This window comes from Saccharopolyspora sp. NPDC049426, assembly GCF_040676935.1.
Classification (GTDB): domain Bacteria; phylum Actinomycetota; class Actinomycetes; order Mycobacteriales; family Pseudonocardiaceae; genus Saccharopolyspora.
Window position 1 is genome coordinate 587,163 of sequence record NZ_JBFAPZ010000002.1, and the last position, 14,710, is coordinate 601,872.

Annotated in this window: 14 protein-coding genes; 8 read left to right on the forward strand and 6 right to left on the reverse strand. The window is 67.6% G+C overall.

Translation table 11 applies throughout. From position 1 onward, the window contains the following. Positions 1-40 precede the first annotated feature (40 nt). On the reverse strand, positions 41-259 hold the full coding sequence (locus AB0J78_RS05950; RefSeq protein ID WP_363787468.1) for a zinc finger protein: 219 nt from the start codon (positions 257-259) through the stop codon (positions 41-43). 114 nt (positions 260-373) lie between these two features. Between AB0J78_RS05950 and AB0J78_RS05955 the strand changes: the two genes are divergently transcribed. The 4 genes from AB0J78_RS05955 (at position 374) to AB0J78_RS05970 (ending at position 3,841) form a co-directional block, all read left to right on the forward strand. Continuing rightward, positions 374-1,225, forward strand: coding sequence for a helix-turn-helix transcriptional regulator (locus tag AB0J78_RS05955; protein WP_363787470.1), 852 nt, complete (start codon positions 374-376; stop codon positions 1,223-1,225). Next, the gene (locus AB0J78_RS05960; protein ID WP_363787472.1) at positions 1,225-1,482 is read left to right on the forward strand and encodes a DUF397 domain-containing protein; all 258 of its coding nucleotides are present in this window, start codon (positions 1,225-1,227) and stop codon (positions 1,480-1,482) included. Before AB0J78_RS05955 ends, AB0J78_RS05960 begins: the two co-directional genes overlap by 1 nt. A gap of 213 nt (positions 1,483-1,695) precedes the next feature. Continuing rightward, complete coding sequence (locus AB0J78_RS05965) at positions 1,696-3,009, forward strand: MFS transporter (protein ID WP_363787474.1); 1,314 nt, start codon at positions 1,696-1,698, stop codon at positions 3,007-3,009. A 337-nt stretch (positions 3,010-3,346) separates the two neighbouring features. Continuing rightward, complete coding sequence (locus AB0J78_RS05970) at positions 3,347-3,841, forward strand: Pycsar system effector family protein (protein ID WP_363787476.1); 495 nt, start codon at positions 3,347-3,349, stop codon at positions 3,839-3,841. A gap of 22 nt (positions 3,842-3,863) precedes the next feature. Here AB0J78_RS05970 and AB0J78_RS05975 read toward each other — a convergent pair whose 3' ends face one another. The 4 genes from AB0J78_RS05975 to AB0J78_RS05990 all read right to left on the reverse strand — a co-directional run bounded on the left by AB0J78_RS05975 (position 3,864) and on the right by AB0J78_RS05990 (position 7,542). After that, positions 3,864-4,814, reverse strand: a complete 951-nt coding sequence (locus AB0J78_RS05975) for a hypothetical protein (RefSeq protein WP_363787478.1) — start codon at positions 4,812-4,814, stop codon at positions 3,864-3,866. A gap of 111 nt (positions 4,815-4,925) precedes the next feature. After that, the gene (locus tag AB0J78_RS05980; RefSeq protein WP_363787480.1) at positions 4,926-5,807 is read right to left on the reverse strand and encodes a crotonase/enoyl-CoA hydratase family protein; all 882 of its coding nucleotides are present in this window, start codon (positions 5,805-5,807) and stop codon (positions 4,926-4,928) included. Positions 5,808-5,918: 111 nt separating this feature from the next. After that, positions 5,919-6,947: an SRPBCC family protein gene (locus AB0J78_RS05985; RefSeq protein ID WP_363787482.1), complete on the reverse strand. Its 1,029-nt coding sequence runs from the start codon at positions 6,945-6,947 to the stop codon at positions 5,919-5,921. A gap of 25 nt (positions 6,948-6,972) precedes the next feature. After that, a complete protein-coding gene (locus AB0J78_RS05990; RefSeq protein ID WP_363787484.1) occupies positions 6,973-7,542 on the reverse strand; it encodes a hypothetical protein in 570 nt (189 codons plus the stop codon). A 312-nt stretch (positions 7,543-7,854) separates the two neighbouring features. On the opposite strand from AB0J78_RS05990, the gene AB0J78_RS05995 reads away from it, so the two are divergent. The 4 genes from AB0J78_RS05995 to AB0J78_RS06010 all read left to right on the forward strand — a co-directional run bounded on the left by AB0J78_RS05995 (position 7,855) and on the right by AB0J78_RS06010 (position 11,873). Further along, the gene (locus AB0J78_RS05995) at positions 7,855-8,889 is read left to right on the forward strand and encodes a hypothetical protein (protein WP_363787486.1); all 1,035 of its coding nucleotides are present in this window, start codon (positions 7,855-7,857) and stop codon (positions 8,887-8,889) included. Further along, the gene (locus AB0J78_RS06000) at positions 8,886-9,125 is read left to right on the forward strand and encodes a hypothetical protein (RefSeq protein ID WP_363787488.1); all 240 of its coding nucleotides are present in this window, start codon (positions 8,886-8,888) and stop codon (positions 9,123-9,125) included. Before AB0J78_RS05995 ends, AB0J78_RS06000 begins: the two co-directional genes overlap by 4 nt. A gap of 223 nt (positions 9,126-9,348) precedes the next feature. Then, complete coding sequence (locus tag AB0J78_RS06005; protein ID WP_363787490.1) at positions 9,349-10,494, forward strand: damage-control phosphatase ARMT1 family protein; 1,146 nt, start codon at positions 9,349-9,351, stop codon at positions 10,492-10,494. Between the two features lie 80 nt (positions 10,495-10,574). Next, positions 10,575-11,873 carry a family 43 glycosylhydrolase gene (locus tag AB0J78_RS06010; protein ID WP_363787492.1) on the forward strand — a complete coding sequence of 433 codons (1,299 nt, stop codon included), beginning with the start codon at positions 10,575-10,577 and terminating at the stop codon, positions 11,871-11,873. Positions 11,874-11,876: 3 nt separating this feature from the next. On the opposite strand, the gene AB0J78_RS06015 is transcribed toward AB0J78_RS06010, so the two are convergent. After that, positions 11,877-14,669 (reverse strand): hypothetical protein, encoded by a 2,793-nt coding sequence (locus AB0J78_RS06015; protein WP_363787494.1) that lies wholly within the window; start codon positions 14,667-14,669, stop codon positions 11,877-11,879. Positions 14,670-14,710 lie beyond the last annotated feature (41 nt).

The window sequence follows — 14,710 nt, forward strand, 5'->3', positions numbered from 1 at the left end:
GGTGAGTCAGCCGAGCGGTTCCTGACTCAGGGACGTGTCGTCATCCGTCTGCTGCCCTCGCTATCCGCAGGGCCGCTTCGTAGCACTCCGGACACGTCGACCACAGCCATGCGATCTCGGAGTTGTCCGCGACCTGATCGACCTTGCCGCACAACGTCGTGACCCCGGTTCCGCTCGGATAGACCAGCGCGCCTTCCGGTCGGCGGTCAGTGCTCGCGTGGCGTGCTGCGTTCGCCGGAACCCAGTGGAATTTGTACATCGCAACCCCCAGATAGTTTGGTTGGCGCGAACCAGCATGTCTGTCTTGTAGACACTGATCAATTACCCGATTGCATGACTGTGCTGTTCAGACGACATAACTACGATCTGTCTCATGCCTGTAGACACCAATCTGATGACGCCACGCGCACGCGCGTTGGCAGCGGCTATCAGGACCATCAGAGAGCAATCCGGTGTGAGTGGGCGTGAGCTGAGCCGACGTCTGGGGATGAGCCACGGGACGATTTCGCACTGGGAGACCGGACGCCGAGTGCCGACTCCAGAAGATGTGGCGTCGTTCCTGACCGCTGCCGGCGTAAAAGGCCGGGAGAAGCAACGGTTGATCGAGTTGGCTCGGGATGCCAGCGAGCCGAACTGGCTCACTGTTGGCATGCCGGGCATTCCGCAACAGTTGGCCGGAGCGGTTGAGTGTGAGCGCTCCGCCTCGGCGATCGTCGAATGGGCGCCGCTCGGGCTTCCTGGGCTGCTCCAGACAGCTGACTACGCAAGGGCTCTCGCTGTGGCGAGCGGCCTTCCCGCAAGCGAGATCGAGCAGAGAGTCACCCTGCGGATTGCCCGACGCGAAGCGCTCACCAAGCGGAATCCGGTCGAACTCATCGCGCTGATCGGCGAGGATGCGCTCAAGGACAAGATCGGTACATCAGGAGTCATGGAGGATCAGCTGCGCCATCTTCTGGTTCTCTCCGAAAGGGAGAACGTCACGATCCAGGTGGTCAAACCCCGCATTGGCTGGCATCCCGGGCATGCTGGGCCGTTTGTGCTCTACGACTTCCCGGATGCCCCACCCGTATTGCACTTTGAGCACTTCAGCTCGGGTGCTTTCGTCCCCGATGCCGACGACGTGCTCGCCTATCGCCAGGCCATCTCCGGAATCCGTAAGGTCGCGCTCGGTGCTGGTGCGAGTATCAAGCTGATCAAGGGTCTCTTGAAAGGCAAGGAGCAGTGATGGACGAGGTCGTGGCTGGTTGGCGCAAGTCGTCCCGCAGTCAACCGAATGGGAACTGCGTGGAGGTTGGTCGCGTGGTCGGCTGGCGGAAGTCGAGCTTCAGCCATCCCAACGGCGAGTGCATCGAGGTGGGGGACTTATCCGGGCACGCTGCGGTGCGTGACTCGAAGGTGCCGGACGCGGGGTACTTCACGGCGACACCGTCGCAGTGGGCGGCGTTCATCGACGCGGTGAAGGGCGACCGGTTCTCGCTTTGAGGCGCTGCGGGCACGGTGCGTCGACCGTGCCCGTACTCCTACGGAACGTGCACATCCGACTACGGAAAGCCATTTCGCCTGAAGCGGGCCTTCCGGGCGGTGGGCGTGGCATCGGATTCGCCGTGAATCGTTGCGTTCGAGCACTCGACCTGGCGCGTCGTCCCGACTAGACAGACACCCAACACAAGGACGACGGAACAACGAGGTTCAGCCATGTCGGACTCCGTGCAGCACGTCGCGGGCGCTGGTCGCACCCGGGATGAGAAGCGGTTGCTCGCCAGCACGCTCGTCGGGACGACCATCGAGTGGTACGACTTCTTCATCTACGCCCAGGCGGCGAGCCTGGTGTTCGCACCGCACTTCTTCAAGCCCCTGAGCGCGGACGCACCGGGGGTGGCCAGCCTGCTGTCGCTGGCGACCATCGGCATCAGCTTCCTGTTCCGGCCGCTCGGAGCGGTCGTCGCCGGGCGGTTCGGGGACCGGCTCGGTCGCAAGGCGATGCTGGTCATGACGCTGATCATGATGGGTGCGGCGACCGCGCTGATCGGGCTGCTGCCCATCTACGCCCAGATCGGGGTCGCGGCGCCGATCCTGCTCATCGTGCTGCGCATCGTGCAGGGCTTCTCCGCGGGCGGGGAATGGGGTGGTGCGGCGCTGATGGCCGTCGAGCACGCGCCGCTCGGCAAGCGCGGTTACTTCGGCTCCTACCCGCAGACCGGCGTGCCGCTCGGGTTGATCCTGGCCACCGGGGTGCTGTGGGTGATCAGCTCGTCGACCAGCGAGGAGCAGTTCCTCGCCTGGGGCTGGCGGATCCCGTTCCTGCTGTCGGTCGTGCTCATCGTGTTCGGCTACCTGGTGCGCCGCATGGTCGAGGAGAGCCCGGTGTTCCAGGAGATGCTGGAGCGCAAGGCCCACTCCTCGGCGCCGCTGCAGGAGCTGTTCCGCAGCAACACCCGCAACGTCGTGCTGGCCGCGCTGATCTTCGTCGCCAACAACGCCGCCGGCTACCTGGTCATCGCCTACTTCCTCAGCTACGGCAAGACCCTCGGGCTGTCCCGGCCGACCGTGCTGCTGGCGACGATCGTCGGAGCCGTCGGATGGCTGGTGTTCACCGTCTACTCCGGTGGGCTGTCCGACCGGATCGGGCGGGTGCGCACGTTCCAGATCGGCTACGCGGCCGTGTTCGTGTGGATGCTGCCGATGTTCCTCATGATGGGAACGGGCAGCGGCGTGCTGTTCGCGCTGGCCATCGTGGTGCTGTCGTTCGGCATCGGGCTGTCCTACGGGCCGATGTCGGCGATGTACGCCGAGATGTTCCCCGCCAAGGTGCGCTACTCCGGCGTGTCCATCGGATACGCCTTCGGCGCCATCCTCGGCGGGGCCTTCGCGCCCACCATCGCCGAGGCGCTGACCCAGGCCACGGGCAGCGCCTACGCGGTCGGCGCGTACATCATGGTGCTCAGCGTCATCTCGATCATCGCCGTCACCATGGTCCGCGAACCCCGCGGCGCCGACCTGAACGCGTAAGAGCTGTTGAGGAATCACTTTGCTTGGCGGTGCGGGTAGCGGAACCTGAGGCGGCCCTCCTGCTCCGGGCGCGCCGACTCATGTATGCCAATACACCACATCGACACGTCCTCACAGGAGAACCACCTCAGACCCCGCGGCGGTGCGAGCTGAGTCCCGCACCTGAAACAGCGGCACCGCCGCATTCCTAAACAGGACCCAGTCCCCTCCTCGGCGGTGCCGGGGTTTCGAATTTCGCGCGAAATTGGAAACCCCGCACCCCGGGCGGTTCCTCGCCGTATCGTCGCCGTGCGGTGGTCCACAGCCGGACCGGCGGTGATCGGAACGGGGTGTGAACGTGGGTGGCGCTGTGGTTGACGGTGAGGAGCGGGACACCGGCGATGCCGCGCTCGAAGTGCTGCGGGCGGAGCTGGCGCGGGCGGACGTCGCGATCGCCCGCACCGACACGAAGGCGAGCGTGCTGCTCGCGGTCTTCGGACCGATCGTGACGGTCGGCGCGGCGGCGGTCCAGCGCATCCCTCTGCCCGCGGCCGGACGGATGGCGCTGTGGGGCGCGCTCGTGCTGATGTTGCTGGCCGTCCTCCTGCTGCTCGCCGTGGTGCGACCGCAACTGCGCGGCAGCGGGTTTCACAACAGCAGACGGATGACCGACGAGGAGATGACGGGCTTCGTCGAGCGGATCATCGGGGACCCGCAACGCTGGTACCGCCAGCAGCTGCTGACCATCTCCCGGCTCGGCGCGACGAAGTTCCGCAGAGTCCGGCTGGCAACGGCCCTCATCGGCGCGGGCATGATCACAGCAGTCCTCGCCGTGGCGTCATCCCAGTGGTGACACCACGGCGAGGGCTGGAACCTCAGCGGGGGAGGTTGTCGCCCTTGTGGTTGATCGCGTTGCGGGCGATCTCCAGCGGGGCCCAGCCCTTGTCAGTGGTGAACGGGCCGCCGTCGTTGCCGTGGTGCCAGTACCTGAGGCAGAAGTCGCCGTCGCGCACCAGCCGGATCGCCTGGTGGTCGATGTTGTCCGGGCTCGTGCAGTCGGGATCGCCGTTGTTGTTCAGGTCCTCGTCGAAACCGTACTTCTGGTGGGCCCAGTAGCCCTTGTCGATGGCGCGGTCGTAGTCGACGGTCGTGTCCTCCTCGGAACCGACCAGGCTCCAGTCGATCCCCTCGGCCCACGGGTCGTCGAAGCCCCGGTCCTTCGCACCGTCCGCGGACTCGTGGAGCTTGCTGATGAACCCCGAGCCGCCGTCCTGCGCGCGCGTCATCTGCCACCACTGGTGCGAGCAGTCGGCCGGATCCGAGCACGGGTCCTTGGTGATCCCGCCGTGCGGTGTGCCCAGCGTGACGACGTCGTCGACGTCGACCTTCGGCGGGAAACCGTCCCAGCCCTCACGCGTTCCGAGCACCGCGACTCGGGTGACCAGGCCGCCCATCGAGTGGGCCACGACGTCCACCGACCGGCCCTTGCTCGTGTAGTCGGAGTAGATGTGGTTGGCGAACTCCTTCGCGATGTCCTGGATCGGTGTGTCGTTGTCGTTGTCGCCCCGGCCGCCGACGTACTCGTTGCAGCCTTCATCGCCCGCGTAGTAGCCGATCGTGCGCACCGAGCGCCCGTCGAACTCGGCGCGGGCGCTGCCCCACAGATCTTCGCAGTCCGCGTCGGCGCCCTCGTTGTAGCCGTGGACCAGCAGAACCGGTTTGGAATCCGCAGCGGCCGGCTCGGCCGAGGCAGCAGCGGGTGCACTCATGCCCAGGCCCGCGGCGAGGATCGCCGCGGACACTCGGCGCCATCGTTGATCGCTCATCGAACATCCCCCAGAAAATCGACGTTCGATCAACGCTAGGGCGATCTCACCCAGCCCGCAACCGAATTGAGAAGATAGGGGGATCCCGTTGAACGACCTGGGAACGTTCGATCAGCGGTCGTCGTGCAGCCACTCGTCGTAGAAGGCGGGCAGGTCCGAGGCTTGGCCGCGGAACTGCGGGTCGCGCTTCTCGGTGAAGGCTGCGACGCCTTCGGCGCCGTCGCCGATGCTCGTGTAGAACATCGCCAGCGAATCGATCCGGTGCGCGTCGCGGGGGTGGTCGAGCGCGCTGTTGCGGCGCATCATCTGGCGGGTCAGCGCCGTGGCGACCGGTGACTTGCCCTTGGTCCAGGCGTCGGCGAGCTCCAGCGCGGCGTCCAGCAGGGATTCGGGCGGGTAGACGGCGTCGGCGAGACCGGCCTCCGCGGTGGTGGCGGAGTCGAGGATGTCGGCGCGGTAGACGAGGTCGAGGGCCTTCGGCATGCCGACGATGCGCGGGAGGAACCACGTCGAAGCGGCCTCGGGCACGATGCCGAGCCGGCCGAAGACCAGGCCGAACCGGGCCTTGCTCGACATCAGGCGCGCGTCCATGGCCAGCGTCATCGTCGCGCCGATGCCCACCGCTGCGCCGTTGATGGCGGCGATGACCGGCTTGCGGCAGTCGTGGATGGCCAGCGTGACCCGGCCGCCGGTGTCGCGGACGCGGCGGAGCTCGGGGGAGGAGAGGTCCTGCATGTCGGCGAGCGTGGGCGACTGCGACTCGTCCAGGCCGAAGACGTTGCCCTCGCTGCTGAGGTCCATCCCCGCGCAGAACGCGCGGCCCGAGCCGGTCACGACGACCGCCCGGATGGAGTCATCGTCGTTGACCTCGACGAACGTCTGCTCCAGCTCGTCGGCCATCGTGGGGGTGAAGGCGTTGAGCTGGTCAGGGCGGTTGAGCGTGACGACGAGTACGCCGTCGGTGACGTCGTGGCCGATGGTGCTCAGTTGCACACTCAACTCCTCGTGGTCGGGTCGTGGACCCTGCGCAGGCGGGGTCACTCCGTCAACGATGTTGACACAGCCGTGCGCGGAGTCGACGTGGCCCTGATCACGAGCAGCGGGTCACCTCGACCGCGAGGTCTGAGCGGGTACTCGCTCTTCCTCTTCCTCGTCCTCTTCTTCGTCTTCGAACTCGTCGAACTCGTCGAACTCGTCGAACTCGTCGGACTCGTCCTCGTCTTCGGACTCGTCTTCGTCCTCAAATTCGTCTGCCTCGTCTGCCTCGTCTGCCTCGCCTTCCTCGTCTGTCTTGTCTTGCTCGTCTGTCTCGTCTTCCTTCTTCGCCTTTTCTTCTTCGTCGAGCGCTTCCTCGTGGGTCTTGACGACCTCCTCGTCCCGGATCTCGCCGCGCCAGCCCTCGGTCTCGTCCTGTTCGAGGATGGTGCGCGTCATCATGTGCCGCTTGATGTGCTTGAAGTCCGACCGCACACGTCGTCCCTGCGCCCGCCACAGGTTAGCGGTCTTCTCGAAGAACCCCTGGGGGTAGTACTCGAGGACGAGCAGTATGCGCGTCATGGTCGGGGCGAGCTCATGGAAGGTCACGGCGCCGTCGACGTAGCCCTTGGCGCCGGTCGACTTCCACACGATCCGTTCGTCCGGAACCTGTTCGACGATGGTGGACTCCCAATCGCGGTGGGAGAAGAAGATCTGCGCCCGCCAGTTGAGCTTCTCGTCGGACTCCTGCTCAACCTTCTCGACCTTCCTGGTGAAACTGGGGTAGTCCTCGAACGTGGTCCACTGGTTGTACGCGACGCGAACCGGAAGACCGACGTCGAACTCCTCGATGATGTTGACGACCTTCACGCTGCCTCCCCCTCCACTACCGCCGCCACCCACGGCTTGTTTGACCTTGTCCTTCGCGCCCGCCATCCCGGCGCTAAGCGCTGACTTCAGCGGAGACTTGCCCTCGGCCAGGTCCTTGGCGCCGGTGAGCGCTGCGGTCAGGCCGGACCCGCCGTTGTCGGCCACGCTGGTCAGCTTGTCGGTGAGGCCGGTGACTTTGTCCGTGACCGAACCGACGGCTCGGGAGACCACGGCTTCGAGGAGTTCCTGCCCGGCCTCTTTGAGGTGGTCGAGCGGGAGCTCGTCCATCAGTCCCTTGTCGCGCTGGTCGGTCTCAGCCATCATTCCCACCCGACCTGCGCCTCGAGCCGCTGGACGACGCTGCTGTTTTCTTCCTCGGGGCGGTCGATGCGGCGCGAGGGGCCGACGGCTTGCGCGGTGCGCGAGTTCGCTTGCCCGACTGGGCAGCTTGATCCTCGGTCGAGGAACGCTGCTCCCGGGTCTTCGACTCCTTCGCCTGCTGGTCTGAGGACTCCGGTTCCTGCCCCGAGGAAGCGGATTCCTGGTCTTCCTCATCCGATTCCGATGATTCGGACTGCGGAGAACGGATTTTCGCGGCGCGTTCGGAGAGGTTGTCGCCCAGTGAATCGAGCTTGTTGCTCGCCGCAGCGACGGCCGCAGTCTTGGCCGCGTCGACGAGGCGGTCGCGGAGGACGCTGCCGAGCTTGCCGACTTCGTCTGAGCGGGCCACCGTCCCGCCCGCCTTCGCCAGCAGCTCCTTGGGATCGCCCATGCGCTGTCCGAGAACGACCCCGCCCATCATGAGCGCCAATTTCATTTTGCGGCTGCGACCGAGGGCGTAGCCGATCGCCACCGCCGTCGCGATTTGAGGTCCCTGCTTCATCCCGACCTCCTGCTGGAGCGATGAAATCCTCCGGCTGCGAAGCAGCAGCCTGAGTCAGATTTACCCCCGGAACGGCGCGTCCACACATCGACGCCGGTGATCGTCCAGGCCTGAGCAGTCACGACGTTCGCACTGGTCAACCGCATCAGCGTGACGGTGCGTCCGGCTCCGGTGCTCGCAGAGGTAGCTAGAAGCGGGCTGCTGCGGGGCGTAGAGTCGAAGGCCTCTTCTCCATCGAGAATCCCGTCGACTAAGGCTGGAAACGAGCGTAGAGCGCACCTGCCGACCGTGCAGGAGTGAGGGGATTCGATGATGGCCGACAGGAACGAGCGATCGGAAGAGGACCGCCACGGCGCGGAGCTGGTGGAAGCCGGCACCGAGGGGGAACCGGTGTCCGCCTCAGGTGACCGGCACAAGGACGAATATCCGGACGTCTACCTCGACATCCCCATTGTCAAGGTCGACGAGATCAGCTTGGAGGTGGAGAACCTCCGCGCGCGGGTGTCCTTGCAGGCCGAGGTCCTCGACCTGCTCAAGCTCAACGTCGGCGTCGACGCCGAGCTCGGCCGCGTCGCGCTGCAGATCAAGGGCGTGGAGGCGCAGGCACACCTCAACGTCCGGCTGGACAACGTCGCCAAAGTCCTCGACCGGGTCCTGACGACGATCGACCGCAACCCCCAGATCCTGGAGAACCTCACCAAGAGCCTGGGACGCGCGGTGGAGGACGTCGGTGAAGGCGCAGGCTCCGCGGTGAAGGACGTGGGCGCGGGTGCCGGCGAAGCCGTCGAGGACGTGGGTGAAGGTGCGCGTTCGGCGGTCAAGGACGTCGGCTCCGGAGCCGGTAGTGCCGTGGAGAGCGTCGGCGAGGGCGCCGGGTCCGCGGTCGAGGACGTCGGCGCTGGTGCCGGTGGTGCGGTGGAGAACGTGGGTGAGGGCGCGGGTTCGGCGGTGAAGGATGTCGGCTCCGGGGCCGGTGGTGCGGTCCAGAGCGTGGGCGAGGGCGCCGGCTCGGCCGCCGAGGAGGTCGGCTCGGGAGCCGGCAGCGCCGTCGAGAGCGTCGGGGAAGGCACCGGTGAGGCCGCTGAGCAGGTCGGGAGCGGTGCCGGTGAAGCTGCCGAGCAGGTCGGGAGCGGCGCCGGTGAGGCCGTCGAGGACGTCGGGAGCACGGCTGAAGAGGTCGGCAGGGGAGCGCGCGACGTCGTCGGCGACGGAAGTTCCGACGAGGAGGGCGAATCCGAGAGAAAACCGACCCGAAGGCGCCGCACGACCGGGGAATCCGAGCGCGGCACCCGTCGCAGCAGCCGAGAGGGCACATCGCGTCCGTCCAGGAGGGAACGACGCCGATGACCGAGAACGAACCGGACGTGACCTTCACGAGCACCGTGCGCGCCGACGAGATCACCTTCGGCGAAGTACCCGAAACCAGGGTCGATTTCCCCGGGGACACCGACGACCGCTCCACCTCCGGAAGCGACCGCACGAACCTCCCGAACCCGGTCCGAGCGCACGTGACCTACCACGACATCCAGGTCGACTACCGGATCGAGGCCCACCTGGACCAAGAGGACCGCCCCGACCTCTGACCCGCATGAGGTGGCAGCAGGGGGCGGTTTTGGTCTGAATTGACCGGGCATCTCGGGCGTTGATCCTGGATGGTTCGGACCAAAACTGCCCTCTGCCCCGCGGCCCTCGGCAACGGCACCGGGGGTCCTCGTCGGGTGTGGTGGTTGCCGGGGTGTGGGGGTGGGCGTTGGTAGGGTCGCTGGTCGGTTGAGGTGGTCCTGCGGCTCTGGTGGAGGCGGTTCGGTGGACGCGTCGTTGATCGGGATCGGTGAGGTCGGGTCCTTCGGGTGGCGGGTGTTCCACGAGCGGCATCCGGTGATGATCGAGCGGTTGTGCGCCGCGCATCCGTTCGGGCCCGACGTGCGGGAGGCGTTGTCCGCGCTGTTGCGGGAGTCGACCGAGGGCGTGGTCGAGCCGCTGGAGGACGACGCGCCGGACCACGGGGTGTGGGCGGAGTGGATCGCCGATCAGGTCGGCCGGCCGTGGGCGGAGACCTCGTTCCTGTGGGCTGAGAGCTACTTCTTCCGCAAGCTGCTGGCGGCGACCGGCTTCTTCGCTCCGGGGCCGTGGCGGGGTGTGGACCCGTTCGCGCCGATGAAGCGGGCCGAGCTGCACAACGCTGCCACCGCCGAAACGCTCAAGGCCCTCGACGAGCTCCCGCATCTCAGCGACGCCGAGCGGGACGCCGCCGTGGTCCAGGCCGCGGTGTGGGGCAACCAGGCCGACCTGGCGTTCCAGCTGTCCACCGACGCGAGCGGTGCCACCTCGGGGCTGGTCGCGGGCTCGCCCGAGGAGTTCTGGTCGTTGTTCGGCGAGCCCGGGGTCGTCCACCTCGTCGCCGACAACTCGGCGGGTGAGCTCGCCGCCGACCTCGTGCTCATCGACCGGCTGCTCACCACCGGGCGCGCCGAGCGGGTCGTCCTGCACGTCAAGCCCGGCCCCTACTACGTCTCCGACGCCACCCCGACCGACGTGCTGGAAGTCCTGCACCACCTCTGCGGTCTGGGAGGTGAGGCCGCGCAGGTCGGCGACCGCGTCGAGAACGCCCTGCGAGCAGGGGAGATCGCGGTTCGAGCGCATCCCTTCTTCTGCGCACCGCTGGAGTTCGGCGACGTGCCGGACGACCTGCGCGCCGAGTTCGCCTCCGCCGCCGTGACGATCTTCAAGGGCGACCTCAACTACCGCCGCCTCGTCGGTGACCGCCACTGGCCGGTCGAGCGGTCGTTCGCGGACGCGGTGTCGCACTTCCCGGGGCCGCTGGCCGCGCTCCGCGTCCTCAAGTCCGAGGTCCTCGTCGGACTGGAACCCGCGACCGCGTCGTCGCTGGACGCGGGCGGACAGCCCTGGCGGACGTCGGGCTCGCACGCCCTGATCCAAACGCGCTCCTGAACGGCGATCAGCCGGTAGCGTCGATCACCTGGCCGATGGGGGCATGTCGGTCAGCAGCGCGCTACGAAGAGGAGATCCCGATGTCCGACTTCGAGACCCGCTCGCATCTGAACAGGCGGTCCCTGCTCGGGGCCGCCGGTGCACTGGGGATGGCGACCTTCCTGCCCGCCACCGGATGGGGTCGAGGAACGTCGTCGCAGCAAGAACATCCGCCGAACTGGCCTCCGATGGAGCCCTACGGAACCGCCGACACCCGCGTGGACCTGGAGCCCAGGGACGACAACTCCCGGGTTCTCGAACTCGAACTCCGTCCTCGGGACGAGGAACTGGGCCGGGTCTGGATGCGCGACACCTACGTCAACTGCTTCATCGTCGACGACCAACCGGTCTACGTCGCCACCGGCACCACTCGAGCCCCGGGCCTGCCTGCCGCGTCGCCGTGGAACGACGGCATCTTCGTGTGGACCGCCGATTCCCTGGACGGACCGTGGAAGCTGGCCGACACCACCGGCATCCGGCCCGACGCGGAGAAGGGCAAGGTGTGGTCGCCGGAGTTCGTCGGCGAGAACGAACCAGGGCGGACCGTGGTCGCGTCGTGGCAGCGCTACGCGGGCGAGGGCGCTGACAAGCGCGGGGACGTGTGGGCGCCGGAGGTGCACCACTTCCGCGGAACCTGGTACGTCGTGGCGTGCATGGGCGATCAGTCGCGCAAGGTCGGCTCGTTCATGCTCAAGAGCGAGGGCGGTGTCGAGGGCCCGTACCGGGTGGTGGAGGGCAACCTCGAAAAGCCCTTCGGTGAGCTCAATCCCGGTGCTCCCGACGGCGTCGATCCGAACGTCTACTACCACATCGACGGCGGCCTCTACGCTGAAGACGGCAAGGCCTGGCTGGTGCTGCACAACGACCTCTACGCCGAGTTCCAGGACGACATGGAGGACATCGTCCAGAAGACGAACCTCCCGAAGTTCCAGCAGACCCGCTACGAGCCCGAGCCCTACCTCGAAGGTGCGCACGTGATCAAGCACGGAGGCAAGTACTTCCTCGTGCACGCGGCCTGGAACAAGACCACCGGCAGCGGCGACACCGCGCGCCACGCCTACACGCCCGACGGTGAACGGGACCAGTACGACGCGATCATCGCGGTCTCGGACCACTTCGCAGGGCCCTACTCGAAGCGCTGGACCGCCGGCATCGGGGCGGGCCACAACAACCTGTTCGTCGACGCCGACGGGCAGCTGTGGGCGACGTTCTTCCGGAACCCGGTCGCGGGCCACTGGCACGAACCCGACAACCTGCCGCACGCCGCCGTGCCGGGCGTGGTCCGCGTGGAGTGGACCGGCCCCGGAGGCAACCGCCTCTACGTCCAGCGCCGGGACTAGGAGCTAAGGCACCGAGACCTGGCCTGCCTGGTCTACGTGCAGGGTCCAGACCGACTTGTCCTTCGGGACTCGGTTGTTGGTGTCGCTGCCGAAGTCGATCTGGCCGGTCACCAGCCCGTACTTCGACGGCAGGTCGACGTCGGTCTGGTGCTGGTTGGCGTTGATCTGGCGCCACACGGTCCCGGCGGTGATCGGGATCGGGCCGCCCCGGTCGAGCTGGTTCGCCGCCCTGAGCAGGACGCTCGCGGCATCGTGGGCGAGCGCGGCGTGCCCGTCCAGGGACAGGTTCCCCTCCCTGGGCGGGCATTCGTCGGGCGGCATCGCCGGATCGTGCCCGGCGATGATGATGTTGAGCGTGCAGTAGAAGTCCAGCGCCGGGCCGACCACGGTTTCCCCGGAGTCGTTCGGGTCCGGCGTGCTCGGGGCCACCGCGAACGATTGGTAGTAGTACGGGATGCCGATCTTGGCGAAGCGCGCCGCCCGGTTGGCGACGTGGCTGGCCACGTCGTCGCTGCCCAGGATCATGGGCGGGACGTCGGTCGGGCAGCCGCTGCCCACGCCGTCCAGGAACTCCCGGAACTCGGTTCCTCGCCCGGCGTAGTACACCAGCTCGTCCTGCCCGGTCTTGCAGGCTTCCCGGCCCGCGGTGTGCGGATCCTCGTTGAGCCACTGGACCGTCGCCCCGGGGTGGACCCGGCGGAACTCGTTCTCGACGTCGCTCCCGAGGTTGCGGCTGTAGGGGTCGACGCCGTCGCTGTAGATCTTGACCCCGGCGGTGCGGCCCTGCTCGCCCGCGAACTCGACGGCCCGCCGCGCCTGCGTGAGGTTCTGCGGCGAGACCTGGAAGTACAGCGGTGAGCGTTCGGGGATGTTGTCGTAGGACAGCGTCGACGCGACCGTCGGAAGCCCTGCGGCACCGAGCCTTTCGATGACCTCGAAGGTCTCCTCGCGGCTGTAGTTGAGGCCGATCACGCCGATGATGCTCGGATCCCGCTTGGCGAGCTCGGCGATCTGCTGGTCGACGACCTCCACCCCGTGGCCCATGTCCTTGCCGCCGTTGGCGATGAGCACTCGGGCCAGCGGCGTGTTGGGTTCGAAGTTCTGGTCGTACTGGGCCACCGCGATACCGGCGAGCGTCTCGTGCTGGGCCGAGAGGTTGAAGGCGCCCGCTCCCGGGGACAGATCGCCCAGGTAGACCAGGGTGAGGACCGGGCGGCCCGTTTCCGCGGCCTTGTCCAGCGCCGCCTGGTTCTGCCGCGAGATCGTGTCACCGATGGCGCGCAGGCCGGTCAGGATCGGATCGGCCTCCTGCGCGGCCTGCTGGGTCTGGCCGGGTGGTGCGTCGTCGATGAACTCCGCGAGGAAGGTGCCGTCGGTGACGCCGACGCACTCACCGGCCTTGTTCTCCATACTGGTCAGCCCAGGTGCGGCACCGAGCCAGTACCAGGGCGGCTGGAACAGGATGCCGCAATAGCCGACGCTCAACGAGGAGTACACGTAGATCCCCACGCCTGCCAGCCCCAGCAGCAACGTGACCGGCAGGGTTCGCCGCGACCACCACGGCGGGGGCGGCAGCGTGTACTTGTCCGCCGCGGCCAGGTGGCGGCGGATCTCGCTCTTGCGGGAATCCCCGGTCGCCGCCGGGGGAATCTCGACCGGCAGGTACCAGGTCATGTCCGTGCGCGCTCGCCGCGCCGCGTCGAGCTTGTGCCGCCACGCGCGGTACCCCTGCTCGTCGGCCTCGTGCGCTTGGGAGACGACGTCCTGGACGTTGTCCACCGTCGGCTCGACGGCGTGCGGCGGGACCAGCGAACTCGTGGTGATCAGCAGCAGCGGATCGACCAGGCCCGTCTCGTTGCGGATGTCGTTGACCAGCTTGAGCAGCGCGTAACCGCCGTTGGAGCGGGTGACGTTGTCCAGCAGCACCGTCGTGTAGGTCGTGCGCCACTTGCCCCGCAGCCGCCAGGGAAAGCGGCGGTAGGAACCGCGCAGGTCCTCCAGCAGCGTGTTGATCAGGAACTTCGCGACCTGCTCGGGAACCTCCTTGTTCCACTCGTTCTCGGTGAGGCGCTCGGCGAAACCGAGGAAGTTCCCCGGCACCTCGGGCGCCAGGTAGCTCTGCCGACGGAACCACCGGTAGCCGCCGATCAGCGGCAGCCTCCAGTGCATCTTGAGCTGGAACCACAGCCACGGCACGAGGGCGAGCACCTTGAGGACCGACCAGACCGTCCGGTCCGGGGCGTCGGCGGTGCCGGTGTTGATCAGCTCCGCGATCCGCTGCGCGGGGTCGCGCCGCCACAGGCGCTTGCGCAGCTCGGCTTCTCGCCTGGGGATCTCGGTTCCGGAGAGGTCCTGCCGCATCAACCACAGCGCCAGGCTCAACCGGGGGAAGCGCATCCGTCCGGCTTGGGCGTTGAGCGGGCCGTTGAGCTGCTCGGCGATGTCGGCGAGCAGTCCGCGGATGGTGTCGACCTCGGGCGGTGGCAGCGGGGTCTGCGCCGCGCGGTCGCCGTCCCCGGGATCGGCCGTGGAGGGCTCCAAGCGGATGTAGGCGTGCGGCACCCGGTGCGGTTCGGCGCTCTTGAGCCGCTCACCGATCGCCGGCAGCAGGTCCTCCAGCTCCCGCGGCCGGACCAGGCACAGCATCGGCAGACCACCGCCGCTGTCGCTGCTGCTGGTCCGCTCGTGCCGCCGCCCGTAGAGCGCGCGGATGAGTTCCAGGACCTGCACGACCCCGTGGAACAGCGGTAAGGACGGCGGACCGTCGTCCTTCAGCGGAGCGAGAGTTCTGCTCATGAGCCCAATCCCCACATTGCGCACTAAGGCAGATGAAGAAG

Coding starts and splice junctions, on each gene's coding strand:
- AB0J78_RS05960 (WP_363787472.1), top strand. CDS start 1,225: ATGGACGAGGTCGTGGCTGGTTGGCGCAAGTCGTCCCGCAGTCAACCG.
- AB0J78_RS05975 (WP_363787478.1), bottom strand. CDS start 4,814: ATGAGCGATCAACGATGGCGCCGAGTGTCCGCGGCGATCCTCGCCGCG.
- AB0J78_RS05985 (WP_363787482.1), bottom strand. CDS start 6,947: ATGGACGAGCTCCCGCTCGACCACCTCAAAGAGGCCGGGCAGGAACTC.
- AB0J78_RS05965 (WP_363787474.1), top strand. CDS start 1,696: ATGTCGGACTCCGTGCAGCACGTCGCGGGCGCTGGTCGCACCCGGGAT.
- AB0J78_RS05995 (WP_363787486.1), top strand. CDS start 7,855: ATGGCCGACAGGAACGAGCGATCGGAAGAGGACCGCCACGGCGCGGAG.
- AB0J78_RS06000 (WP_363787488.1), top strand. CDS start 8,886: ATGACCGAGAACGAACCGGACGTGACCTTCACGAGCACCGTGCGCGCC.
- AB0J78_RS06015 (WP_363787494.1), bottom strand. CDS start 14,669: ATGAGCAGAACTCTCGCTCCGCTGAAGGACGACGGTCCGCCGTCCTTA.
- AB0J78_RS05955 (WP_363787470.1), top strand. CDS start 374: ATGCCTGTAGACACCAATCTGATGACGCCACGCGCACGCGCGTTGGCA.
- AB0J78_RS05950 (WP_363787468.1), bottom strand. CDS start 259: ATGTACAAATTCCACTGGGTTCCGGCGAACGCAGCACGCCACGCGAGC.
- AB0J78_RS06010 (WP_363787492.1), top strand. CDS start 10,575: ATGTCCGACTTCGAGACCCGCTCGCATCTGAACAGGCGGTCCCTGCTC.
- AB0J78_RS05990 (WP_363787484.1), bottom strand. CDS start 7,542: ATGAAGCAGGGACCTCAAATCGCGACGGCGGTGGCGATCGGCTACGCC.